Genomic DNA, 26,246 nt, shown 5'->3' with positions numbered 1-26,246 from the left:
CTACTTCGGCAAGGCTTGAGAACCCGTAAGGGTCAGTTTGTCTTGGGTGTCAGATGGCTTTGGCTGTCCGCCACCGACGAACAGGCCATAGGTGCCGGCCGTCTCGGCGCGCTTACCACGCCGATCGACCGTGCTTAGGTCGCGCGGTGTCAGGTCAAAGGTCACCTGACGGCTTTCACCCGGCTTCAAGTGAACGCGCGTGAAACCGACCAGACTGTGGTTCAAACCCTGCGCGTCGGCCGGCGGCGTCAGATAAATCTGCGCCACCTCATCGCCTTCCACCTTGCCCGTATTGGTGACCGTGGCGGTGACCGTCACGCCCTGCCCTGCCGCCACCGACGCGCTCGACAGGCGGATATCGCTGTAGCTAAAGGTGGTGTAGCTCAGGCCGTAACCGAAGCCATAGAGGGCCTCACCCTTGAAATAGCGATAGGTGCGACCGTCCATGCGATAGTCGATAAAGGGCGGCAGATCCTGCACCGACTTATAAAACGTGACCGGCAGGCGGCCCGACGGGTTGCTTTGGCCCAGCAGGGTTTCCGCGATAGCGGTGCCGCCGGATTCGCCCGGATACCAGCCTTGCAGAAGCGCGTCGGCATTGTCCTTGGCCCAATTGAGCGCCACCGCGCCGCCGGACAGATTGACGACGATCAGCGGCTTGCCGGTGGCTTTCAGAGCTTTCAACAAGGCTTCCTGACGCGCCGGCAGGGCCAGGTCGGTGCGGTCGCCGCGATCAAATCCGGGCACCAGGATCGACAGTTCTTCGCCCTCGATATCGGGTGACAAGCCGACAAAGGCCACCACGGCGTCGGCGGTTTGCGCCGCCTTGATGGCTTCGGCAATCTGCGCGTCAGCGGGGGCCTGCCATTGCAGACGTACGCCCCAGTCCTGACCGGTGTGTTTAAACTCCAGCCGGATCTTGTGGGGTTTGGTGTCGTCAAAACGCACATCCGCGCTCAAGGATTTGCCGTCGCCTTTGTCGCTGATCACCGGCTTGTCGTCGATGTAGAGCGTGAGCGCATCGTGCTGGTTGTCGCATTCCCAGCAGCGCTCGGTATAGAGTTTAAGCTGGTAATCACCGGCGGCCGGCGGGGCCAGGTAACCGCTCCAGCGCACGCCGTAAGGCTTGTTTTCAAAGCCTTTGACCGGCACGACATTGTAGAGGTCGAGATTGATCGTCTTGTCGATGCGCGTCAGCACCGGCTGGCCGGCAAAGTCCGGATTGTCGAAATATTCGCCAATAAGGCCCGCGTCCTTACCCGTGGAGAGCGCGGTTTCGGGAACGGGTATCGCCACGCCCTCGGCGATATTGGCACCTTGCGCATAAGCGACCCTGTCGGCGCCCAGCGCCGTGCGCAGGCCCTTCAGCGGCGTCACCGGATCGATGGCAGTGCCGTGATAATTGGCTTGAAGAATCTCCAGCGTATCGGCATTGGGGCCGACCACGGCGATTTTTGCGCTGGATTTGAGCGGCAGGACGCCGTCGTTTTTCAGCAGCACGATCGATTCACGCGCCGCCTTCAGCGCCAGATCAGCGGCGGCTTGCGTATGAATCTGATCCGCGCCGATCGTGTTGTAAGGGCTGACGACACCATCAAGACCGAGCTTGGTGCGCGCATCCCATAAACGCGTCACGGCGGTATCGAGCTGGCCTTGCGTTACCAGCTTCTTTTCGACGGCGGTTTTCAGGTGCTTGTAATAGGTGCCGCAGTTGAGATCGGTGCCGGCCTTGAGGGCTTCGGCGGCGTTCTCTTCTGGCGTTTCGCGGTAGAAGTGGAAAGCGTACATGTCCTCGACCGCATCGCAGTCGGTCACGACATAGCCGTTGAACTTCCAGTCCTTGCGCAGCCGGATATTGAGCAGGTCATCCGAAGCGCAGGCCGGAACACCGTGCAGCGAATTGTAGGCGCACATCACCGACTGCGCCTTACCTTCGGTTACCACCTGACGGAAGGCCGGCAGGTAGGTGGCCTCGCGATCATAGGGCGAGGAATCGACGTCGAAACCGTGACGGCCGGCTTCCGGTCCCGAATGGACAGCAAAGTGCTTGACCGAGGCGATGGTTTTCGGATGCAGTGGATCGGACCCTTGCAGGCCCTGCACAAAGGCAGTGCCGAGCGCGCCGGTCAGGTGCGGATCTTCGCCATAGGTTTCCTGACCACGGCCCCAGCGTGGGTCGCGGAAGATATTGATATTGGGCGACCAGATGGTCAGGCCAAGATAGCGGCCATGGTCCTTGTCAGGCCCCACCGTGTTGAACTTGGCGCGTGCCTCGGTGGCCACCACATCGCCGACACTGTGCATCAGATCGATGTCCCAGGTCGCCGCAAGGCCGATAGCCTGCGGGAAGACGGTGGCTTCGCCGGCACGGGCGACACCGTGCAGGCCTTCGTTCCACCAGTTATAGCCGGTAACGCCGAGACGCGGGATGGCCGGTGCGGCCGCCTGGAGCTGGCTGACCTTTTCATCGAGCGTCATCTGAGCGACCACCGGCGGCAAGCTGGGCTTCGCCGCCGGTTTCGCCACGACAGCGGCGGGGATATACGCAGCCGTCAGCAGGAGGGAGATGGAAAGCGCACGCATCAGTTCGCCACCGGACCGGCCGAACCGTAATAGGAACGGACTTTCAGCGTCTTCTTCAGGGTGGCCAGGGATACGTCGGTCTTGACATGAACCGTCAACGTCTCTGCGCCGGTCATATCGAAGCTATTGTCGGACAGGTCGGCCTTGAGATCGCCGATATCGAGCCAGACGCCGCGCGCCGCCGCTTTGGAGGTCACGGTGATGTCGAAGCCGCCCGCGGCCGGTTTGATCGCGGTTGCCAGTTTCGGATCGATCCAGTCGAGCGCCTTGGTCGCGGCGGTGTAGCCAAACGTTTTCGCGACCACCTTATCGCCATCCAGAAGCTCAAACACGACTTGGGTCGTTTTGGCGTCGCCGCCTGAGAGAAGCTCGGCATCGCTATAGCTGCCAACCAGAGGACTGGACAGGGCGGCCACCGTGGTCGAACCCGTCTTTTCGTTGAGCAGCTTGCCGGAGAAATCGAGCGTGCGCAGGCGCCAGGTCAGGGCCATTTCTGTCGTCAGATCGGAGAGGATATGGGCGTCGGTCACGCCGTCCTTGCGCAGAAGGCTGACGGTGAGCGGCGCATAAAAATGCCTCGTGCGGAATTGCAGCGCCTTCCAGCGACCGTAATAGTCGACACTGGCCCAGGACGCGCCCGGCCAGACGTCGTTTAGCTGCCAGTACATCGAGCCCATGGTCTGCGGCCGGCTGGCGCGATGGTGCGATGCCGCAAGTTCGATGCCATCGGCCTGCATCAACTGGCTGAGATAGACGAAATCGCCAAAGGTCTTCGGCTCACCATAATTATTGCGGATATAGAGCATCAGGCGCTTGTTGCCATTGCCCTTGTCGTACTTCTGGTGGGCGCGCATGACCGGTGCTTCCGGTTGCATGTCCTTGTCCGAGGCAAAGGCCTTGATGGTGGCCATGACCGGGAAGGATTGCAGGCCGTATTCGCTCATGAAACGCGGCGTGACCTTGAGATATTCCTCGACCGGTTTGCCGCCCCAGACGCTCCAGTAGTGACGATCGCCGTCCGTGTCCTGATCCGCCGCACCGTCATAGTCGGTGGAAGGTGATGATGCCCAGTAGGGAGTGCCGGGTGCATTCTGATCGACCGCGCCGCGCAACACCTGATCAAACATCCGCACCATGCCGGTGACGAGTCGATCGCGCTCTTCCGGCGAGACGCTCTTTTTCAGATCGGCCGTGCCGCCGCCCCAGTTCTCCCAATCGGTCTGAACCTCGTTATTGCCCGCCCAGAGGATGATCGAGGGGTGATTACGCAGGCGCTTGACCTGCTCGACCGCTTCAACCCGTGTGCTTTCGCGGAAATCACGGTCATAGGGGATGATGGCGCCACCAAACATAAAGTCCTGCCAGATCATCAGGCCCAGTTCATCGGCCTTGTCATAGACGTCGTCATCCTGATAAGTGCCGCCGCCCCAGATGCGCAGGATGTTCATATTGGCGTCGACCGCCGATTGCAGCATCCGGTCCTGCTCAGCCGCCGTAACGCGCGTCGGGATCATGTCGAACGGGATCAGGTTGGCGCCCTTGGCAAAGACCGGCACGCCGTTGATCACGATCTCGAAGCTCTTGCCCCACTGATCTTTTTCGCGCCGGATTTCCGTGGTGCGCAGACCAATCTTGCGTGTCGACTGTCCGATGACGTCCGCACCTTGCGTTACTGTTGCCTTGACCGTGTAGAGATTGGCCTTGCCGTAACCGACCGGCCACCAGCGCTGCGGGTTTTTCACCTGCACAGGCACGCTGATCGGATTGAGGCCGGCGAACAGCGACACCTCTTGTTTGACGGTCTGGACCGTGCCATCCGGCGCGGTGATATCGGCGCTGACCGTAACGGTCTGGACCTTGTCGGACTGGATATCGAACGATGCCTCTAACGCGGCCACCTGATCATCGAGATGAACTTGCGCGACATGGAAATCGGCCAGACGCGCGTCATCCCAGGCTTCCAGCTTCACCGGCTTCCAGATACCAAGCGCGACAATGCGCGGACCCCAGTCCCAGCCATAGTGATAACCGGCCTTGCGCACATAGGTCGAGGAATTGCGACCGAGCGGTTCATCGCCCCAAACCGAGTCATAGGCGCCCGGCATGACATAGGGCATGTCGGCGACCAGCGGCTTCATCTTCTTCAGCGGCGAAGCCAGATCGACGGTAATGACATTGACGCCGGCCTTCAGCACGCCCTTCACCGGCACGCGCCAGGTGCGGAACATGTTGTCCGAGGCCAGCACCTTCTGGCCATTGACCGAGACCTGCGCAAAGGTATCCAGCCCCTCGAAAATCAGGTCGAGGTGATCGCGCTGGAGCGTTGCTTCCGTGACGGTGATCTCGGTCTGGTACTGCCAGTCCGACAGACCAACCCACTGCACCTTGCCCTCGTTATCCGAGACGTAGGGGTCCGGCAGCTTTTTCAGGGCCAGCAGATCGCTCTGCGTCGTGCCGGGCACGGTCGCCTTGAGCCAGCCGGCCATGTCCGGATGCGCCTTTAAGGCCTCATCACCCGGCGCCATGCGGAAATTCCAGCCCGTATCGATCACCTGAACCTGCGGCGGTGCGGCCAGCACACCTGTCGCCATCCACAAAACCGACAGCGAAATAAGACCGAATTTGGCGGTTTTGAGCATGGAGGCTTCCTCTTTTGATGTCATTTTTTAGAGCGTTGGCGCAAAGCTGCGCTTAGTGGGTCTCGATACGATAGACGTAGGCGAGTTGCTCCGGCGCGTTGACCGGGAAGGTCAGGGTCAGGCCCTCTGCCGTCTGGCGGAAAGCCACGGCCGCGTCGGTGCCCAGGAGGCGCACGCTTTTCACCGGGTAATCGCTGCGGATCGAGGTGATGGTCACCTCTCCCGCCGGCCGCGTCATCTCGATGGCGTAGAGCACGTCGTCCTTCACCGTGAAGCGGAAATCCTGCGCGGTGTAAGGCCGGCTCTTGCTCTCGGCGAAAGTGCCCGACGCCGTCTCGGTCGGACCTTCGCCGAAGGTGACCCAAGGGCGCGAACCATAGATGGCCTCGCCGTTGGCCTTCAGCCAGGCGCCCATTTTCAGGAGCGTATCTTTGGCGCCATCCGGGATGCGGCCATCGGCGTGCGGCCCGACATTGAGCAGCAGATTGCCGTTCTTCGACACCACATCGGCCATCAGGTGGATAAGCTGTTCCGGCGACTTGTAGGTGTCGTTTTCGATATAGCCCCACGACTTGTCGCTGATCGAGGTACAGGTCTGCCACACGTCCTTGCGGATGCCGGGCGCCTGACCGCGTTCGATATCAAGCACGCCCGCGCCATCGGCGAATTCGCCGAGCTTGTAGTTGACGATGGCCGAGCCGCCGTCTTTCGCCGCCTTGTTATAGTACCAGGCGAGGAATTTCGGCAGGGTGTTGCGGAAGGAGGGCTGGCCGATCCACCAGTCGAAATAGACCAGTTCCGGATCGTAGCGTTCGACCAGCTCGGCCTGACGCGCCAGCCAGTCATCGAGCCAGTCTTGCGAGACATAGGTGTAGTCGCCAAAGAGATCGACATCACCGCCGGCGCCGATGAGGCGGCTTTGGGCCGGGCCATAGAGGCCGGCATTGGCGGGATCGGAGACGTCCGACGGGAACTTGCGGCCCTCATCGAAGAACCAGTCATGCTCGGCGCGGTGCGATGACAGGGCAAAATGCAGGCCTTGCGCCTTCACGGCCTTGGAAATTTCCGCCAGCAGGTCGCGCTTCGGGCCCATCTTGACGGCGGTGTAGTCGGACAGATGGCTGTCATACATCGAGAACCCGTCGTGATGCTCGGCGACCGGCACGACATAGCGCGCGCCGGCATCGCTGAACAGCCTCGCCCAGACGCTGGCGTCAAAGGCTTCCGCCTTGAACTGCGGGATAAAATCCTTGTAGCCGAACTGGGTGTGTGGACCGTAGGTCTTGATGTGGTGCTCGTAGGCGGCGCTATCCTTGATATACATATTGCGCGAATACCATTCGCCGCCAAAGGCCGGGATGGAATAGAGCCCCCAGTGCACGAAGATGCCGAACTTGGCGTCGGCATACCATTTCGGCGTCTGATAGGCTTGCAGCGCCGCCCAGTCCGGTCGGAACGGGCCGTTGTTATCACCCTTGTCGACCTCGGCCAGCCAGCGCTTGCGTTCAGGCGCATATTTCTGCGTCGCCTTCAGCCACTGCTGATCGCGCTCGACCGGGGTCGTGTTGTCGTTGGAGGCCGCCAGCGCCAGAGCGGGCACACCGAGCCCGGCCAAAACCCCTATCCCTAGAGCCCCTCCTAACAGATTACGGCGCGACATCGTGTGGTGATCGACGGGCTTCATGGGCAGTCTCCGGCAGGCAAACAAAGGTGGCAGGACAGACGCCTTGACCCTTGCAAAGAAAGACCAGCGTCTCGTTTTATGAGGCGCTGTACCAAAGCCCGTAAAGGGCTCGCAAAGCAAGGATGTGTGCGTCGGTTGCGGTCAAATAAACGCTTACAAAAGGAAGCGTGCATTCGGCGGAATCAGGGAAAGTTCTCCGCCGAATGCAACGCACAATGTTCTCAAGGCCAGCGCAAATGCGCCTTCATGATATCGACCCACACACACATTTTATCGATATCTCAGGCGGTTCATCAAGGGATAGTCAGGGAGGAGAGCTATCGTGAGAAGCCGCCCGCTGGCAAGACGCGCAAACAGCGCGCTGGCCAGAGAACACAGGTAGAAACCTCCCCACGCCGTGACATCACGGCGCGGAGAGGGTAGGCTTTACTGCATCATGTACGTCACGCCGAAGGTAAGGCGCGTGCCGCAACTGTTCCACGACAGCGGGAAGACATCCGTCGTATAAGGAGGCTGCAGGACGCCTGTAAGAGACGCGGTCATCAAAGCATTAGATTTTAACTTCATTCCCTATTCTCCATCTTCCCGCATGGCAGAAATGCTTCAATACATGTGCACAGGACCCGTCAAAGCCTTTGCCAATACCATTTTGATACCAAAATTCCCCGGTACACGGCCACTGGTGAAACAATTCTTACATATAAAACAAGATATACGTCAAATCCTAGTTTGGTCATCCTGTCATATTTCTAGATTCGAGAAAACCAAAACCTAGCGTTGTCATAACCATTTTAGCCATATCACGATTTCGCAATGACATTTGGATTCAAGCTTTTACAGAAAAAGTGATTGAATCGTAACCGAATTATCGCGCCGCTAAGTCCGCGCTTCGAGCCTGCATTTCGCCATGTGCATGTTGCTTTTCCATCACATTTTCAGCGATACAAAATTTGCAGAAAGCCATGATTTTCACACTTTGAGATAATAACCTCTGTCAAAGCAATCTGATGGCTCGAAAGGTAATGACACATTCACGATCTTGCCTTGAGAGGGCGTCCTGAATTTAAAGGTTTGTTGCAGAAACGGTTAAAGGCGACCATCTCCATCTGTCAGGTCGGCCAAAGCCTTTCGGTACAGTTTCGCGCACGCCTCACCTGCGTGAACGTCGGGGGATCAGCGACCGCCGCCATCGACCTGCCAGGCCCCAATGCGGAAAGCCAGTTCCTGAGCGCTGATCCTCGATCCGATCGACTTCGAAGCGAACTGACCAGATGCGCGGCAGATCGTCTTGACGGCCGCCGCCTTTCGATGATACCGCTAACATAACGGCGCACCCAGAGGCGCGAGCTTACACAGGAAGTGCTCTTTATGTTGTCATCCCCCACGCTAAACCGCCTGTTGATGACCACCGCACCTCTCGCCCTCTGCCTGGCCGTCATGCTGTCGCCGATGGCCGCTACTGCCGCGACGCCAGACGCCTGCGCCAGCGCATCTTGCGCCTTTCTCGACAAAAACCTGACGCCGGAAGCTCGCGCCCGCGATCTCGTCAAGCGCATGACGCTTGAGGAAAAAGCGGCGCAGATGCAGGATAACGCCCCGGCCATTCCGCGCCTTGGCCTGAAGCGTTACGGCTGGTGGAACGAGGTGCTGCATGGTCTGGCCCGCGCCGGATCCGCCACCGTCTATCCGCAAGCCATTGGCCTGGCCGCCACCTGGGATGCACCTCTGATGGACCGCATCGGCGACGCCATCGCCACCGAAGGCCGCGCCAATCACAACGCCGCTCTAAAACGCGATCCTTCCGGCACCGACCGCTATTACGGCGTCAACTACTGGTCGCCAAACATCAATATCTTCCGTGATCCGCGCTGGGGCCGGGGCCAGGAAACCTATGGCGAAGACCCCTACCTGACCGGCCATATGGCGACCCGCTTCATCCACGGCATCCAGGGCGACGACCCGCTCTATTACAAGGGCATCGCCACGCCGAAGCACTTCGTCGTCCATTCTGGACCGGAGCCCTTGCGCCACGGCTTTAATGTCGATGTGTCGCCGTTTGATCTCGAAGACACCTATACGCCCGCCTTCCGCGCCGCGATCGTGGACGCCAAGGCGGACTCGCTGATGTGCGCCTATAACGCCATCGACGGCGCGCCGGCCTGCGGCAGCCCCTTGCTGCAAAACCTGCTGCGCGACGACTGGGGCTTCAAGGGCTTCGTCGTCACCGACTGCGATTCCATCGATGATATGTTCACCGGCCACAAGCTCTATCCCGATGCGGCGGCCGCTTCAGCCGCAGCGGTCAAGGCCGGTTCCGATCTTGACTGCGGCCCGACCTATCAGGCCCTGCCCGACGCCGTGAAGCGCGGTTTGTTGACGGAAGCCGATATGGACCGTTCGCTGGAACGCCTGATGGCAGGACGCATCCGCATGGGCCTGATCGACGGTGGCGTCTATGATCAGATCCCGGCCAGCGCCATCAATTCAACGGCGCATAGGGCGCTGGCGCTCGAAGCCGCCGAAAAGGCCATGGTGCTTTTAAGCAACCCGAAGGGCGTGCTTCCGCTCAAAGGCTCGGAGCGCATCGCCGTCATCGGGCCCAATGCCGATCTGCTGCAAAGCCTTGAAGGCAACTATACCGGCGCGCCGGTCGATCCGTCCTTCCCGCTCCGCGCCCTGCGCCAGGCTTTCGGCGCGGACAAGGTGGCCTATGCCGCCGGCGCACCGCTGATCGACGGCATGCGGATGCCTGTACCGGAAACCTTCCTGAAACCGACGGCCGATAGCTCAGCGCATGGCTTAAAGGGCGAGTATTTCGACAACACGAGCTTTGATGGCGCGGCGAAGATAAGCCGCATCGATCCGGTCATCAATTTCGACTTCTATCGCACAGCGCCCGAAGGCATGAGGCCGCTCGGCTTCTCGATCCGCTGGACCGGCGTCATCACGCCTCCGGTGGCGGGCGATTATAAGCTCGGCTTCCGCATGTCGGCACCGCGTCAGGGCCAGCCCCTGCCCAACGTCAAGGTGTGGGTGGACGGCAAGCTAGTGGTGACACCCGAGCTGTCTCAAGCCGCCGGCAAGGAGCAAGCCTTCTGCGGCGACGCCTGCGCCAAGCCACCGATGGCGCCGGTCGATATCACCTTCACCGACACCAAACCGCATGACATCCGTATCGATTACGTCCGCGCCGTCGAGGACCGCGCCCTGTCGCTAGACTGGATAGCCCCCACCGCGCCACTGGTTACCGCCGCGGTCGAGGCGGCCAAGGCCAGCGATGTCGTGGTCGCCTTTGTCGGCCTGTCGCCCGATCTCGAAGGCGAAGAGATGGCGGTCAACTATCCCGGTTTCTCCGGCGGTGACCGCACCAGTCTGGCCCTGCCGGCCGCGCAGAAAACGATGCTCGAAGCCGTCAAGGCGACGGGCAAAAAGCTGGTCGTGGTCTACATGACCGGGGGGCCGGTCTCCGATCCGTGGGTTGAGCAAAACGCCGATGCCGTGCTGCAGGCCTGGTATCCCGGTCAGGCCGGCGGCGAGGCCATCGCCCATACCCTGCTTGGCAAGAACAATCCGGGCGGCCGCCTGCCCTACACCATCCACCGTGATGTCGCCGATCTGCCGCCTTTCGAAGACTACGCGATGAGCCACCGCACCTATCGCTATTTTAAGGGGCCGGTCATGTACGCTTTCGGCCACGGCCTGAGCTACACGACGTTCGGTTACGATAGGCCGGCCCTGTCCGGGAACGCGATCAAGGCCGGCGACAGCGTCAAGGCTACGGTGACGGTGCGCAATACGGGGCAACGTGATGGCGATGAGGTGGTGCAGCTCTATGTCGCCAAGCCGGGCGATACGGCACGTCCCGTTCTGGCAGGCTTCTCGCGTATCCACCTGAAAGCTGGCGCCTCCCAAAGCGTGACGCTCGATCTCGACGCCCGCGCCCTGTCGCAAGTCGATAGCGCCGGCGCGCGCAAAGTCATGCCCGGTCGTTATGTCGTCTATCTTGGCGGTGGCCAGCCCGATGATATCAAGGCGGTGTCGGCTGAGTTTTCGATCGACGGCGAAACCAAGCTGCCGAGATAATCAGTCGCAGCTATATCTGAAACTGTCGTCTAGGCTGAGCGGCAGCACCAAGGTGCGCAAGCCCGCCGTGCGGGCGGCGGTACACAGGGTATCGCGCGCCCCGCCGGCATTTGTGACGTAAGGCGTATCGTACTCGGCATTGAAGACAGGTTTTTTCGCCGTGATGAAGAGGCGGTAATCGCCGCATTCATTGTAGAAATGGCACTGCTCATTGACGGCGAAATCGAACTTTCCGACCAGCTGTCCAACATCATTCTTCAGACCGATCGCCAGCCCGCGAGCATGGGCTTCATCGGCGAGCCAGCTATTGTAAGTGATCTGATCAGCGGCCGTCAGGGGCAAGCCGGTCGTGTTGGCGTAGCCATCGACATTATCGGGCTCGACACCGTTGCAACCCTTAGCCCGCGCCAGATCAAGTCGCGCCGCCATGATGGTGCGGACGTTTGAGGAACGGATATCCAGCCACTTTTCACCGGCCCAGCCGTCAAGTGGAGTGCCCTGATCGGCGGCCGTGAACTGGCTGAAATCCGAGCGCCAGTTTTCCGAACTACCGGCGGAAAAATAACACACCACCTTGCGGCCGGCGGCTTTCAGACTGGTGATGGTGGCCGCAGGCGTGTCGAACAGGTCGATATCGTAGACGCCGACATTGTAGCTCGTGTTGAACGTGCCGGTCAGTTGCCATTGCCATGTCGCGCTCAAATCAGGCTGCCACCATGAAACCGCTGATGAAGACGATGACGAGGAGGATGCCCCACCTCCGCCCGTGCTGCTGCCACCGCCGCCGCATCCTGTAAAAATGACGGCGAGGCATGTAACAGCGACAAACATCGGTGGAAAAGCGGCCTTCAGCGTCATGACGAAGCCGGCACTGGCTTGGCCAGAGCTTCGAGAAACTCCGGTCGCACCTCGCCCAACGACTTCCTCGCCGCGAAGATCACCGACCCGATCGCCGGCGAATACAAAGGCGCCCGCACATCGTACATCATAGAGAAGCTGTTGAGGTGCCTGCGGAAGGGCTCCAGAATAAGCGCACCGCAGCGAAAAACACCGCCCGAATAGGACAGGGCCACAGGCTCATCGGCGCCATAGTGGAGATTAAGCCGGATGGCGTCGACAATGGCGGCCAGTTCGTAACCGGCGGAATCGAAGATGCGCAACGCCACGCGGTCGCCCTGCTCCGCCGCCTCGGCCACGAGTTTCGACATGGCGGCTATGCGGTCGCGCGAAGGTGTTTCGCGGCCAAAGACATGACCGCAGATGTCGAGATCATTTTTCAGATCCATGGCCTGCATGAAAATATCGTAGAGCGGCCCTTTGGTCAGGCGGCCATCGCCCATGCGCGAAAAGGCGTTTAAGCCCGAAATCGCGATCCAGTGCGCCGAACCCTCGTCCGAGAAAACCTCGCCCCAGCCGCCACCGCGCGCTGACAAGCCCTGTCGTTCGCCATAACCGATCGAGCCGGTGCCTGCAACGATATTGATGCCATCGGCGCCGCCGAGCGAACCCGCCCAGCCACAGATCATGTCATTGCCACAGGTGTAACGGCGATGGCCGAGAACGGCTTCGGGCACCACATCGAGCATGGCCTCCGCGGTCGAATCCTCGCCATAGGCCGGCAGGCCGAAAAAGGCATGATCGACGTCGGCGGCCGTGGTGCCCACTTGCTCAAGCACGGCATGAACGCCCTGTGACAAGAGCTCGTGCAAGCCATCAAAGCCGATCTGGATATAGTAGCTTGTGCCGGTCTGATGGCTGGCGACGACACGCCCACCCTGATCGACCAGAACGAATTCGGTCTTGGTGCCACCACCATCAACGCCGAGAAGATAGCCCATATCCTACACTACCCCAGTTCGTGAATCCGCACGCCCTGCACCACGCGATTGACCGTGCCCGACGTATTGGGCTTATCCGGCGTCAGCTTGTGGTTTAGGGCCTCCTGGAAGGCGAAGATCTGCGGCCCGATGATATAGGGGAAAAGCAGATCCGTATCGTCCGCCGTTTCCAAGCCATGGATGCGCACCGTATCGGCGGCCTCGACGCCGACACCGTCCTGCGCTGTGATGGCGATGACGCGAGCGGCGTCATTGTCCTTGCGCAGTTCGTCGAGCAGGTCGGAATCGTAACAGCGCGTATAGGCGTTGTTGGAAAAGAACACGACAACGAGGGTCTTGGCATTGACGATCGTCTTCGGTCCATGGCGGAAACCGAGCGGCGAGTCGAACATCGTGACGCGCGCGCCATTGGTCAGCTCCAGCAGCTTAAGGCCGGATTCACGCGCCAACCCCTGGAAAATATGACTGCCGAGATAGACGATGCGCTCATAGCCCTGCGAGGCCGCCGTCTTCATCATGGTGGTATAGTCGTTGAGCGCGCCCTGCGTGGCCGTTGCGATGCTGTCAATACGGCCCTGCATAGCTTCGATGCCAGAGAAGACGGCCAGGCCCGCATACATCATGCAGGAGAAGCTCGACGTCATGGCGAAGCTGCGATCGTGGGTGGCGTCGGGCAGCAGGATGGTCAGGCCTTTTGAACCCTTGCCATAGCCGGCGAGCGCGCCGTCGGCATTGCAGGTGATGACGAGGTGATGCAGGTCGGTGACGAAACGATCGGCCAGTTCGACAGCGGCGACACTTTCGGGGCTATTGCCCGAACGGCCGAAGGAAACCAGAAGCGTCGGCGTATCGCTCTCGAAATAAAGCTGCGGCGCGCAGGAAAAATCGGTCGTCGGGATCGCCTCGACGCGCTGCCTCAGCTTTGCCGACAGCGCGGGGGCCAGGCAGTCGCCGATAAAGGCTGAGGTGCCGGCGCCGGTCAGGACGATGCGGACCTTGCGCGCCAGCAAGGGGGCGAGGAAGGCGTCGATCTCTTTTTGCTGCGCCACCAGCAGGCTTTGTGTCTGGCGCAACATCTCCGGCTGTTGTTCGATCTCACGCGCCGTCCACAGGCCACCCAACTTTTCCAGAGTGGTTTCATCCAGGCCCAAACGGGCGACTGTCTCAGGCATAAATCAACTCCAGGGCACTTACAGTTTCAGGGGTACAAGCAGCGTAATAGGCATCAAGCGTGGCGCCGATATGCGCGATGACCAGATTTTCCGGTGTCAGCTTCAGCCCGCCTTCGCGGATAATAGCATAGGCATCGGGCAAATACTGACTGACCAATGCCAAGGGTGGCGCGCCGCGCGTCAGGTTTTTGAACATCACCTCTTGCGCGGCGGTGATCTGGCCGTCCGGCCAGTAATAGCGGATGCGGTCCGACAGGCTATATTGCAGGTCGAACTGCAGATCAGCACCGGTGGCGTGATAATACTTGATCCAGTTCTTTGGCTCGGCCTTCATGCGCTCGACAACGACATCGCGGAAGCCGGACTGAAGCGCAGGCGCGATCCACTCGCGCTCGATCGCATCGAGCGCCCACAGGGCTTCACGCAAAGCGAAGGTAACACCGGGCCCCACCTTCAGAACGGCGAAATGGTCCTCAACCAGTTGCTTCAGCGCCTTCGGCGTCTGGTAATCGGTCGAATGGGCCTCGAAAACGAGCGTATCGAGATTATCGAGCGCATGGCTGAGCTTGACGGCCTTCGCGCGGTTATAGTCGATGACCTTATGGTGATCGAACTCGACACCCGGCTGGACAACTGTGGCGATGACACGCGGCCAGGCCTGATTGAGGCCGAGTTCAGCGAAAATGGCCTTGTGGGCGTTGATCGTGACGAGCGCCGCTTCCGGCGTGGTGACCTCCAGCTCCGGCAGGTCTTCGTGTGCGCCACCGGGCACCGGTACTTCAGTTCCGATCACATAGACGGGGGCTTCGCCACCGACGCGCTGGTGGGTTGTTTCGGCAATGGCGATGAGCCGTGCCGCACGACGGGCGATCGTATCTTCCGGAAGCGGCACCAGATCATCGGCGCATGACATCGAGCAATCAGCGTGGATCTTGCGGAAACCGGCGGCGACATAGGCCTCAATCAAAACCTCGGCCTTGAGCATGGCCTCGTCGGCAGACAGGTGGGTCCACGGGTTCGGCCCCAGATGATCGCCGCCCAGCACGATACGGTCACGCGACAGGCCGACGCGATCGGCTATGGCGTAGACGAAGGCGACGAAATCGGCCGGCTGCATGCCAGTGTAGCCGCCGTCCTGATTGACCTGGTTGCAGGTCGCTTCGATCAGGGTGATATCGGCGCCGACCTTGAGCGCATGGGCAAAGGTCGCCTCAACGACAAGCGGATGGGCCGAACATACCGACGTTATGCCAGCGGCCTTGCCAGCCTTATGCCTGGCGACCAGATCGAGCATGGCCTTCATGGGATTTCCTTACGAAGAGGAATGGATGTTGCGCCAACCCTAGCGCTTTGACGACGACAACGCAACCAAAACAATGAAAACGAAACATGTAAAATGATCATTCTGCCGAAAACTGCCTTTGCGCCCCGTGAGAAAGGTTACAAAAAGAAATAACAGACACAAAAGGCCAGCCTTGGGGAACAAGACCGGCCGAGCGCGGCACAGAAAGGAAATGGCTCAGGCCGCCAGAGCCAGCAGGGCCGAGGCGATCACCGCCAGAACAAGACCGACGATCTTCAGTTCCCCGGGAATGATATTGGCGACGATGAGCGAAATGACCGCGGTCACCAACGGGCCGCCGGCATTGGTCAGCGGCGCCACCACTATGGCCTTGCCATAGCGAAAGGCAAAGACAAGGCAGAGCGCGCCGATGGCATTGAGAACCTGGATACCCGCCGCCAGCCATGGGCCGTCGAGGCCGAAATTGATCGGCTTGGAGACGTCCGTCATCATAAGCGCGACCGGAATCAGCATCAGGCCGGTCAGCATCATGTAGAAGAAGATGCTCTCGCCAGTCATGGAGTTGTTGGCCAGCTTCATGAAATAGGCCTGCACGCCCCAGCACGCCATGATAATCAGGGCGAGCGGAAACCACACCCCGCCATTCATGAAGGAAAAGCCCTTATCCGGCGAAAAGTCGAACATGGGCAGCGCGATCAGGGCCAGCACGACACCGAGCAGGCCCAGTTTCGTTGTCCGCTCTTTGAGGAACAGGGCCGACATCAGGATGGTGACGAGCGGCGACAGCGATATCACCGGGAAGATCAGATAGGCCGGCCCCGTATTGACGGCATAGAACAACACCATCTGGCCGCCGGCGCCCAAAAGCCCGATAACAAGGCCGTAGAGGATGGCGCGCGGGTTATGATCGAGCTTCCAGCCGGCCTTCCACAACACGTAGAGCGCCGGCAGGATCATGGTCAGAGCCCAGACGCAGTAGGTCAGGGTTTCCGGGAAGCCGCGTTGCGCAGAAATGCCGGTGAAGGCGCCCCAGACGCCCCACAAACCCACCACGCCGAGAGCATAGATCAGCCAGCGCTTGCCATGGCTGCTGACAGGTAGCGCGGACGGTGCGCCTTCCGGCATGGGCTCGTTCATGGTGTTCCCTCGATTAAACTGGTGTGGCTTCGATCAGCAGGAAGCGCTCGAAACGAGCCGGTAGACGGTTGGCGACCGGCGTCACCTCGCCCATCGCCTTGTCGTTAAAATAGTCGACCAGCTTGTAGCGCTTTTGGGTAAGGCCACGCAGCTCGACCTCGCCGGTCCATGTGTCGGCATAGAAGGCATAGTAGAGCTTGCCGTTCTTCTCGACCGCATGGGCTTCGGGCTTGTCAAAGCCGATATCGTAGAGTTCGCCACGATACTGGCCGGTGGCAAGCTGCTTGTCGTTATAGAGCCCAATCCACTTGCGCCACACCACTTCGCGCTCCGGCGTGAGTTGGTAGTTCTGGCCCTTTTCGTGCCCCGGACCGGGCCAGGCGAACTTGGTCGAGACGATGCCGCCGATCCCGACGGTCGAGGCGAAATCGTTACCGCCATCGGAAAGCTCGACGTGATCGCCGGCATAGGCGGCGTCCCCGCCCATCAGGGCCTTTAGCGATTTGCCCTTCAGGCGGACCTGCCACGAGGACAAGGGATCGGAGGCCGGCACATGGTTGGTATAGGGCAGATTGTGGAAAGCGTAAGATGTGCCGCACGGACAGAATTCGACGACGGCTGCGGGATTGGCCTCGCGCGCCGTATCGTAGATCAGCTTCCAGAAATCCTGCAACTGCTCGACCGACTCTTCCGGGCGCGCGTGGTTATGCGCCGGATTGTAGCAGGGCGCGACGCCATTCATATGCTGGCCATCGAGCTTCAAGCCCTCATAGCCCCACTCGCCGATGATCTTCCTGATCAGCGCTTTGTGGTAATCCTTCGTCGGCTGATAGGCCGGGCACAGATAGAAGGCATTCCACCAGGTGACGTTTTGCACCGCGCCGTCCTGATTGAGCAGCAGCATGTCGGTGTGATCGTGCAGCAAGTCCGTGCCCGGATCGGTGGCCAGTGGCGCCAGCCACAGGCGCGGCCGCAGGCCCGCCGCCTTGATCGACTGCACGAAGGCGATCATGTCGGCATCCTTGCGCGGGAACTTCTTGGTGTCGAGATGCCAGTCGCCCTCGGAGGTCTGCCAGCCGTCGTCGAGCACCGCCCATTTTAAGCCCACATCCCTGGCCTTGGCCAGAGTGCCCTCAATCTCCTCGACCGTGAAATTGCGCTGATACCCCCATGCGCACCAAACCGGCTCATAGGATGAGGCCGGCGGTTTCGGCGCCGCCAGACCGCGATCGGCCATGACCTTGCGGTAGGTGTCGAGCGTGGAGAAGTAATCGCGTGTGTGCACGGTGACAAAGGTATCGAGCGTTGTCAGACTGTCGCCGCTGGCCAGTTTCACCGCATGGTCGTAACGGATGGCGACGCCCGCGCCGGCCGGCGTGGCGATCAAAGGCAGGGAAATCAGTTTCGGGGTGGTTTCGATATGGCCGACCGCCAGACCGGCATCCGGCCGCCAGACATCGACCACAGGCGTGCCGCTGCCATAATCGGAGGCATTCATGCCCATGAAATTGGGCTGGTCGAAACCGGCCTTGACCGGCTGCACCCAGTCGCGGCGATCGTCATGTGACGAACCGGAGAACGACCAGAAGCCGGCGCCGCTGGCTTTAAGGATATGAGAGTGGCTGGTCCAGCTTGCGATATCGAGAGGCGTGGACTTGGTGTTGCGATAGGTGACGCGGGTGACGGCGAAACCGGGATAGCTGTCATAGAGGGTGATCTGGACGGTCTTTTCGACACCTTCGGCCGAAACGCCGCGTATCGTAAACGCCCTGCCCTTGCCATGCGCATCCTTGACCGGTTTTTGCGCCTTATCCTTGTATGTAAAGCGGTCGATGCTCTTGCCATCGACCAGGGTAAGTGTTTCCGATGGCGCAAAATCGGTCAGGGCCCGCGCCGCGCCCTTGGTGCGCAAGCTGACGCGGCTGTTGAGACCCAGATCAAAATCGAGCGTGATAACCTCATCGCCAAAGCTGGCCACGGCCGCCGATTGTGCGAAGCCGGAACGTGCCATCAGGCCGGAGGCGATCACCGTACCGGACAGAAGCAAAAGCAGTCCGCGCCTGTGAAGGCCGCCAGAGGTCAGTCCTTGAGGTTTCATGCGTTTGTCCTCCGTGTTGGCCGTCATCTGCAGCAGGGTTCATTTTTAATCTTGCATATGTCAAATTAAAAAGGCAAACAAAAAGACACGAAAACGCAACATTAAATTTCGTTTTATTTGTTTTCATGCCAATTGGGAGCCGACTGATGATCCGCAAGCGCCGTCTGTTGATAAGCCTTCTCACCACCTCGGCCCTGATGGCCACCGGCGCCTGCGCCACCGAGGCCAGTTACAGCGTGGCAGATTTTGCGGCCGTGAAGAAGTTCGACGCCCACGTCCACGTCAATGTCACCGATCCCGCCTTTGTCGATCAAGCCAGGGCCGACGGTTTCGAGATCCTGTCGATCAACGTCGACTATCCGGCCTTTCCGTCGATCGAGGATCAGGCGGCCGCCGCGCACAAATTCCACACCGCCGATCCGAAACACTTCCATTATGCCACTACCTTCACCATGAAGGGCTTCACCGGCGCGGACTGGGTCAAGACCACCAACGCTCATCTCGATTCAGAGTTCAAGCAGGGGGCTGTCGCCGTCAAGATCTGGAAGAATATCGGCATGATCGAGCGCGATGCCGACAGCAAGCTGATCTTCCTTGATGATCCGCGCTTCGATCCGGTCATCGCCCATATCATCGCCGCGAAGAAACCCCTGATCGCCCACCAGGCCGAGCCCAAGAACTGCTGGCTGCCGATGGACCAGATGACAACCAATAATGACCGCGAATATTTCAGCCACCATCCTGAGTATTACATGTATCTCCATCCGGAGATGCCGACCTACGAATTCCTGATGGCGGCGCGCGATCGCTTCGTGACGCGCCACCCCGACCTTGCCTTTGTTGGCGCCCACGTCGGCAGTCTGGAATGGAGCGTCGATGAGGCGGCCAAATTCCTCGATGCCCACCCCAATGCCAATATCGAGCTGGCGGCGCGCATGACGCAGATCCAGTATCAGTCGGTGCGCGATTACGACAAGGTGCGCACCTTCTTCATCACCTACCAGGACCGCATCATGTACGGCACCGACCTGACGCTCAATCCGGGCGAGGACACGGTCGCCTTCAAGACGACGGCGCACGCTTACTGGCTGGGCGACTGGACCTATCTGGCCACGCCCGAAACGCAGCACGTCGATGATATAGACGCCGATCCGAAAGGCCTGGCCCTGCCAAAAAGCGTAATCGACAAGATCTACTACGCCAACGCCCGCCGCGAATTTATCCGTAAGTAGGATCATCATGCTCAAGGCCACCCTCCTCGCCTTCACCCTGCTGACAGCGCCTACGCTCCCTCAAACCGCCATGGCGCAGGCAACCGCTGCACAAGCGTCCATTGATCCGCTGGCCCCCGCCGGTCGCTGGACCGGCGCCACGGCGGGACGCAGCCCTACCCCGCCAATGGGCTGGAATTCGTGGAACGCTTTCCACACCGAGATCGACGAAGCCAAGGTGATGGGCACAGCCAAGGTGCTGGTCGATAGTGGCCTGCGCGACCTCGGCTACACCTATGTCAATATCGACGACGGCTGGTGGCTGAAACGCCGGACCAGCGATAACCGCATGCAGGTGCGTACCCAGATCTTCCCGTCGGCCAAGATCAAGGGCAGCGAGACGTCAAGCTTCCGCCCCTTCACCGACACCCTGCATAGCATGGGTCTGAAGGCCGGCATCTACAGCGATATCGGCGGCAATGCCTGCTCACAGGCCTATGACCTGCATTCGCCCAACCTGCCCGAAGGCACGACCGCAGAACGTCAGGTCGGCCTGCTCGGTCATGTCCAGCAGGATATCAAGCTGTACTTTGGGGACTGGGGTTTCGATTATATCAAGGTCGATGCCTGCGGCCTCAATGTCTATGCGCCGGATAGCGCTGTGGTTAAGCAGTACAAGTATAACGGCTTTCCGCCGCTGATCGATCAGACCAGCATCAACCGCACCAATATTCCGGCCGTGCGCGCCCTCTATCAGGAGGTCGCGGATGCCCTGGCCAGCAGTAATCCGGACGGCGATTACATTTTCTCGATCTGTGCCTGGGGCTCCGCTGATGTGCGGTCATGGGGCAAGGAGGTCGGTAATCTGTGGCGGACCAGCGGCGATATCACACCGCAATGGACGCGCATGCTGCACACCTTCGACAGCGCCTCAACGCGCGCCCTCTATGCCGGCCCGGGTCACTGGAACGACCCCGACATGCTGTTCGTAGGTCATGGCGATTTCGACGAAAAGCATCTGACCGAGGCACATACCCACTTCTCACTGTGGGCCATGATCAATGCCCCGCTGATGATCGGCTATGACCTGCGCAACGCCCCGCCGGAACTGATGAACATCTGGGCCAATAAGGATATCATCCGCCTCAATCAGGACAGCGGCGGCCATCAGGCCGTGCTGGCGTACGATTCCGACGACGTGCAGATCTTCGTCAAGACGCTGAGTGATTCCGGCACCAAGGGCGTGCTGCTGTTCAATCGCGGACTGGCGCCAGCGGATGTCACCTTGACACCTGAGCAGATGAAGATGATCGGCGACGTCGCTCTCACCGACCTGTGGTCAAAGGCGGCGCTGACGCTGAAAGGCGAACTGAAAATCACCCTGCAGCCGCGCGAATCCCGTGTCTTTGAGGCCAGGGGCAAGCGACAACTCCCTGATGGCTTCTACCTGTCGGAGATACCCGGCGCCCTCAATGTGGCTCGTGACGGCATCGTCGCGCCGGAGCCCGATCCGATCGTCCACCGCATGAGCAATCCGTGGGGCGCCACGATCAATGGCGGCGAACGCCCGACCTACACCGGCTGGGGCGGCGCCCAGGCCGATGCCACGCCCTACGACCAGGCCTTGAAGATCAATGGGCAGGCGTTTTTGTCGGGCATCGGTATCCTGGCCAATTCTCGCCTGGAGGTGAGGGCCACGGGTTACACGCGCTTTGAGGCGAAGGTCGGCATCGATGACAGCACGCGCAACCTGAAAGACAAGGTGGTGTTTCAGGTCTTCGGCGACGGCCGTCTGCTGACCGAAGCGACGGCTGCTTATGGGCAGGAAGCGCAACCTTTAAAAGCCGACCTTGTCGATGTGAAGATCGTTGAACTGGTTGTGCGCAACACCGCCCAATCCAGCGACCTGCCGCTGGTTGTCACCTGGGCCGATGCGGCGCTGAAAAAGTAAGGTCATCGTACGGCCGATCAGCTTGCCATGCCCCAAGGCTCATCTACACATTTTGGAGATATGTCGACGCAATCAACACTCCAATATTACGTGTTTACGAACCGCGGCTTTATCGACGTGATGCTTCTCAGGTATGCGTCCGATCTATTACGCTAGATGTAGCTTGAACCCAAGCTTTTCCGCCGCCTCCTGAATAAACTCGGGCGCATCGGCGTCGGTGATCAGAACGTCGATTTCACTGATATCGATGATGCGGTGAAGGCATATCTTGCCGAACTTCGACGAGTCGGTAACAGCGATGACCTGACGCGCCGTCTCGACCATCTTGCGGTTCAGTTGCGCTTCCGGTTCATGGTGCGTGGTGATACCCCGCTCGACGTCGAAACCATCGACACCCAAGAACAGCTTGTCGAGCAGCAGCTCATCGAGCGCCGCCACGGTCTGCGCGCCATAGAAGGCCATGTTCTTGCGGCGCAGCTCGCCGCCCAGCATGATGATCTTTATCTTTCGTTTCTGCGCCAAGGCTGACAAGACACCGAAATCATTGGTGACAACGGTGATATCCTCATCATCCGGCAGAAAGCGGGCGATCTGCAGTGCCGTGGTGCCGGAATCGAGCATGATCGAATCACCCGGCTGCACCATGCCGGCGGCCAATTGCCCGATCCGCTCCTTTTCCTCGGTGTGGATCACGCGCTTGGTCTCGATCGGCGGCTCGGCATTGACCGTCACCACTTCTGAGGAAATCGCGCCGCCATAAGCGCGCGTGGCGATTCCGTGCTCCTCAAGATAATGCAGGTCTTTGCGGATCGTCTGCATCGATACGCCGAATTGCTCTGACAGCGCCACCACCTGAACGCTGCCGCGCGACTTGAGCATGGATGTGATGTCACGCCGACGCTCGGAGGTGTCGCGCGTCAGTCTTACGGAATCTTCCGCCATAGTCTTAACCTTCGTAAGACGCACCCCGGCGCGCCTGAGGTTTCGCTTATCACTCAATTGTGGAGGAATTTCAACCTCGCCGCCATTCCCAACGCGGCCAGAATAGGATCAGATACGAAAAATGTGTCAATTTTGCTTCGTTTTTGTTTCGAATGACATATAAAACGAAAGATAATCTAGACATGCAGACGAAACCGTACATAAATCGCAACATAAGGGAAGGCGCCAGCCCGCCCATTTGCGACACAAGGAGACACACGCATGCTGACCACGTCCCGATATCAAAAATGGCTCATATCCAGTGCGGCCGTCATGGCCCTCAGTTTCGCAGCCTCCCTCAGCCAGGCCCAAGAGACAGCCCCCGCCCCTGAACCGGCAAGCGATGAGCCGATACAGGAGGTGGTCGTCGTAGGGGTGCGCGGCAGCGTCGCCCGCGCCGTCAAACTGAAGCGCGACGCCACCACGGTTCAGGACTCGATCAGCGCCCTGGAACTCGGCATGTTCCCTGACGACAACGTCGCCGACTCTCTCAGCCACATCACTGGGGTATCCATCTCGCGCACGGCGGGCGGCGAAGGCCAGAAGGTCAGCGTGCGTGGTCTTGGCCCCGAATACACGCTGTCGACCTTCAACGGCCGCATTCTGGCCACCGACGGCGCCGGCCGCGATTTCGCCTACGACGTGCTGCCCTCTGACGTGATCAGCGGCGCTGACGTCATCAAGGGCGCGGAAGCCGCCAACACCGAAGGCGCCATCGGCGGTCTGATCAATCTGCGCTCGGCAAGCCCCTTCGACAAGCGTGGCCCGCACGGCATCGTCCGCATTGAAGGCGACCGCAACCAGATGTCGGACCTTGATGGTAAGAAGCTGTCGGGCGTTTACAGCACCACCTTTGCCGACGACAAGTTTGGCGTGTTGCTTGGCGTCGTCCTCGAAGAACGCGACGACCGAACAGATATAGCTGGCAATGACGGCGGCTGGACGCGCAATCCGGTGCCGGACACCGACTGGTACGGCAATGCCTGGGGCGGCAATATCGATCCCAACAACAATGGTAAACTGGACGAAGACGAATATGGCCTGATCGCGCCCGGGCAATTCCGCGTCGGCTCGATCCTCGAACAGAAGAAGCGCAGCGCCTATACGGCGAAGCTGGAATGGCGCCCTAGCGATAATTTCCGACTGGTCGTGGACGGTCTGACGACCAAGCTCGACTCGCCTCAAGTCGGCTATCAGCAGTCCTTCTATCCGCTCTATGCGCCCGGCCGCTGGTCCAACATGCAGATCCAGAACGGCATCGTCACGAGTTTCGATATGGACAATCCCGATCCGGAAATGCGCCTCAATCCGGAACTGCTCAATCAAACCTCGTATCGCGTCGTCGATACCAGCCTTTATGGCGTCAACGCGGCATGGAACGTCTCGGATAGCCTGACCCTGACCGGCGATCTTTATCGCTCGACCTCCTCGCGCCATTCTGGTGGCCAGGACAGCTATGTCGTGCTGCGCATGAACCAGGCCAATACGGCCCATATCGAACTGACCGGCGCCTATGTGCCGAACGTCACAGTCAACTTTGATGACGGCCGCGATCTCGCCAGCGGTCTGGCAAAGGGCCAATTCACCGACTCCGATTTCAACACCCACTACTTCTCGCTGGCGGGTGATAATATTGACGACGAAATCAACGGCGCCGCCTTCTCTGGCAAGTGGCAGGTCGGCAAATCCTGGTTTGACAGCCTGCAATTTGGTCTCAACTACACCGACCGGAAAAAGTCACGCGACCTCGTCAACAACTCCCTGACCGGCGGCGCCGACTATTACTCCGGAGATAATGCTATCAATGTCGGCGATCTCAACGCCGATGTCATTTCGCACAGTTTCAGCCTGCCGAATTTCATGAGTGAGGTGAGCGGCAATTTCCCGCGGACCTTCCTGGCCTTCGATATCGCCAGCTATCAAAAAGCCCTCGCCGGCTATGATGGCAACCTGCGACTGGACGGCGAACCTTACGACTACGCAGCCGCCGCGCCCGTTTGGAATCCACTGCAAAGCTACCGCGTTGGGGAAAAGACTTGGTCGGGCTATGTCCAGGCCAATCTTGAAGGTGAGCGCTGGAGCGGCAATGTCGGCGTGCGCGTTGTACAAACCAACACGACCGCTCAGGCCTGGGACGCTAAGATCCTCGACATCATTGAAAACGGCGCCTTCAACTTTATAGCCGTCTATGCCGACCCAACTTCGGTGCAACAAGACAACAAGTATACCTACATCCTGCCGTCGGCCAATCTCAACTACCGCATCACAGACGAGCTGCGCCTGCGCCTTGGCGCCGCCAGGACCATGGCGCGTCCGTCGGTCGAGACGCTGGCTCCGACCAACACGACTGAGAGCATTTCCTGGGGCGAATTTACTCAGATCTATGGCGGTAACGCCGCTTTGAAGCCTTACTCGGCTGATCAGTTCGACGCCTCCTTGGAATGGTACTTCAGCAAGAATTCGATACTCAACTTTGCGGCCTTCAGCAAGCACATCGAAGATCAGATCACCAGGAGCTGGGAGCCGGGTCAGGACATCGGTGTGCCGGGTCATCTGTTTAATATCAGCCGCCCGATCAACGGTGACTACGCCAAGGTCAAGGGTATAGAAATCGGCCTGCAACACTTCCTTGACAACGGTTTAGGCGTGCGCGCGCAGTATACCCGAAACTGGTCCAAAAGCTGGGTCGGCGATGAAGAACGTCCGCTCGAAGGCATAGCACCGTCCGTGTATTCGCTTGGTGTGTTTTATGATCACGGTAAGGTGTCGCTGAGCCTTACCGGCGATCATACCGATGGCTTCGTGACCGCGATTAATGTGTTGGGCGCGGGCTACAATGAACAGTCTGACCCAATCACCTGGGTTACAGCCCACGCGTCCTACAAGGTTAACGATAGTCTCGACATATCACTCGAAGGGCAAAACCTGCTCGATGAAGCCAATACCTACAGCATCAACGGCAATCCGTTGTTGCCGCAGGGCTATAACCGTTATGGCGCCTCTTACAAGCTGGGCGTAAGCTACAGGTTCTAAGCCTTGCCCGGTCACGAGCCAACTTAAGGCATCCGCGCCTGCTGGGATTTTCCCTAGCGGCTACTAGAAATGAACTAAGGTACGTAAACCATGGCCACCGATCACAGATCGTTCCCATTAGAATCCAAAGCGAAAAAACCCTAGTTACTCGCAGGTGTTACGCGGCACGACTCCCAGGGTGCAGGATTTCGGAAAGCTGTATTGATAGGGAATGCATTGCAGCATCGGGCGCGTGATTCATGATTACGTTTGCTATCCAGCCACTCTTATCGCGGACACCAACGATATTAATGGTAATTTTCTCGCCTGACAGCAAGCGGGCCTGGCTGAAGATGAATTCTCGTTCAGACGTACTCGTACGGTGGATGTCTTCAAGCGAGACATAGAGGGTTTCGAGTGCTGTCAATATTTTCTCTATTTCGTCCCGCCCCCTGACCGGGGCTGGAAGAACATTGGCCTTCAGGGTGGCATTGTCCATAAGTTCTGGAACCAATGTCATCCCGTCTTTCGTAAAAATAGCGATGACGTTCCTG

Annotated in this window: 16 protein-coding genes; 4 read left to right on the top strand and 12 right to left on the bottom strand. The window is 59.6% G+C overall.

Features of this window, described 5'->3' with window-relative positions; genetic code table 11:
- The 4 genes from B060_RS24705 to B060_RS27235 form a co-directional block, all read right to left on the bottom strand.
- Window positions 1–2,583: a glycoside hydrolase family 3 C-terminal domain-containing protein gene (locus B060_RS24705; RefSeq protein ID WP_018082548.1), complete on the bottom strand. Its 2,583-nt coding sequence runs from the start codon at window positions 2,581–2,583 to the stop codon at window positions 1–3.
- Complete coding sequence (locus B060_RS24700) at window positions 2,583–5,222, bottom strand: beta-mannosidase (protein WP_018082547.1); 2,640 nt, start codon at window positions 5,220–5,222, stop codon at window positions 2,583–2,585. The genes B060_RS24705 and B060_RS24700 overlap by 1 nt, the downstream gene beginning before the upstream one ends.
- Window positions 5,223–5,274: 52 nt before the next feature.
- Entirely contained in the window at window positions 5,275–6,906 is a 1,632-nt protein-coding gene (locus tag B060_RS0114635; RefSeq protein ID WP_201768081.1) for an alpha-L-fucosidase, read from the bottom strand.
- 426 nt (window positions 6,907–7,332) lie between these two features.
- Window positions 7,333–7,473 carry a hypothetical protein gene (locus tag B060_RS27235; protein WP_023447296.1) on the bottom strand — a complete coding sequence of 47 codons (141 nt, stop codon included), beginning with the start codon at window positions 7,471–7,473 and terminating at the stop codon, window positions 7,333–7,335.
- Window positions 7,474–8,274: 801 nt separating this feature from the next.
- Here B060_RS27235 and B060_RS0114630 point away from each other — a divergent pair.
- On the top strand, window positions 8,275–10,989 hold the full coding sequence (locus B060_RS0114630; protein WP_236621573.1) for a glycoside hydrolase family 3 C-terminal domain-containing protein: 2,715 nt from the start codon (window positions 8,275–8,277) through the stop codon (window positions 10,987–10,989).
- Here the strand turns inward: B060_RS0114630 and B060_RS0114625 are convergent, their stop codons facing one another.
- The 6 genes from B060_RS0114625 to B060_RS0114600 all read right to left on the bottom strand — a co-directional run bounded on the left by B060_RS0114625 (window position 10,990) and on the right by B060_RS0114600 (window position 18,537).
- Window positions 10,990–11,691 (bottom strand): endo alpha-1,4 polygalactosaminidase, encoded by a 702-nt coding sequence (locus tag B060_RS0114625; protein WP_018082544.1) that lies wholly within the window; start codon window positions 11,689–11,691, stop codon window positions 10,990–10,992.
- Window positions 11,692–11,843: 152 nt separating this feature from the next.
- Window positions 11,844–12,827, bottom strand: a complete 984-nt coding sequence (locus tag B060_RS0114620; RefSeq protein WP_018082543.1) for an N-acetylglucosamine kinase — start codon at window positions 12,825–12,827, stop codon at window positions 11,844–11,846.
- An 8-nt stretch (window positions 12,828–12,835) separates the two neighbouring features.
- Window positions 12,836–13,999, bottom strand: coding sequence for an SIS domain-containing protein (locus tag B060_RS0114615; RefSeq protein ID WP_018082542.1), 1,164 nt, complete (start codon window positions 13,997–13,999; stop codon window positions 12,836–12,838).
- Window positions 13,992–15,302 carry a D-tagatose-bisphosphate aldolase, class II, non-catalytic subunit gene (locus tag B060_RS0114610; protein ID WP_018082541.1) on the bottom strand — a complete coding sequence of 437 codons (1,311 nt, stop codon included), beginning with the start codon at window positions 15,300–15,302 and terminating at the stop codon, window positions 13,992–13,994. Before B060_RS0114610 ends, B060_RS0114615 begins: the two co-directional genes overlap by 8 nt.
- 216 nt (window positions 15,303–15,518) lie before the next feature.
- Window positions 15,519–16,439, bottom strand: a complete 921-nt coding sequence (locus B060_RS0114605) for a DMT family transporter (RefSeq protein WP_018082540.1) — start codon at window positions 16,437–16,439, stop codon at window positions 15,519–15,521.
- A 13-nt stretch (window positions 16,440–16,452) separates the two neighbouring features.
- Window positions 16,453–18,537, bottom strand: coding sequence for a glycoside hydrolase family 36 protein (locus B060_RS0114600; RefSeq protein WP_026172860.1), 2,085 nt, complete (start codon window positions 18,535–18,537; stop codon window positions 16,453–16,455).
- Between the two features lie 146 nt (window positions 18,538–18,683).
- On the opposite strand from B060_RS0114600, the gene B060_RS0114595 reads away from it, so the two are divergent.
- The gene (locus B060_RS0114595) at window positions 18,684–19,769 is read left to right on the top strand and encodes an amidohydrolase family protein (RefSeq protein ID WP_018082538.1); all 1,086 of its coding nucleotides are present in this window, start codon (window positions 18,684–18,686) and stop codon (window positions 19,767–19,769) included.
- Window positions 19,770–19,776: 7 nt separating this feature from the next.
- Window positions 19,777–21,699 (top strand): NPCBM/NEW2 domain-containing protein, encoded by a 1,923-nt coding sequence (locus B060_RS0114590; RefSeq protein WP_018082537.1) that lies wholly within the window; start codon window positions 19,777–19,779, stop codon window positions 21,697–21,699.
- Between the two features lie 147 nt (window positions 21,700–21,846).
- Here the strand turns inward: B060_RS0114590 and agaR are convergent, their stop codons facing one another.
- On the bottom strand, window positions 21,847–22,641 hold the full coding sequence (gene agaR / locus B060_RS0114585) for a transcriptional repressor AgaR (protein WP_018082536.1): 795 nt from the start codon (window positions 22,639–22,641) through the stop codon (window positions 21,847–21,849).
- 261 nt (window positions 22,642–22,902) lie between these two features.
- Between agaR and B060_RS0114580 the strand changes: the two genes are divergently transcribed.
- Window positions 22,903–25,713: a TonB-dependent receptor gene (locus B060_RS0114580; RefSeq protein WP_018082535.1), complete on the top strand. Its 2,811-nt coding sequence runs from the start codon at window positions 22,903–22,905 to the stop codon at window positions 25,711–25,713.
- A 157-nt stretch (window positions 25,714–25,870) separates the two neighbouring features.
- Here B060_RS0114580 and B060_RS0114575 read toward each other — a convergent pair whose 3' ends face one another.
- Window positions 25,871–26,212 (bottom strand): hypothetical protein, encoded by a 342-nt coding sequence (locus tag B060_RS0114575; protein ID WP_018082534.1) that lies wholly within the window; start codon window positions 26,210–26,212, stop codon window positions 25,871–25,873.
- Window positions 26,213–26,246: the final 34 nt, after the last annotated feature.

The organism is Asticcacaulis benevestitus DSM 16100 = ATCC BAA-896 (assembly GCF_000376105.1).
In the GTDB taxonomy this organism is placed as follows: Bacteria; Pseudomonadota; Alphaproteobacteria; order Caulobacterales; family Caulobacteraceae; genus Asticcacaulis; species Asticcacaulis benevestitus.
Note: the sequence above shows the minus strand (reverse complement) of the source record. Positions and strands in the feature narration are given on the sequence as shown.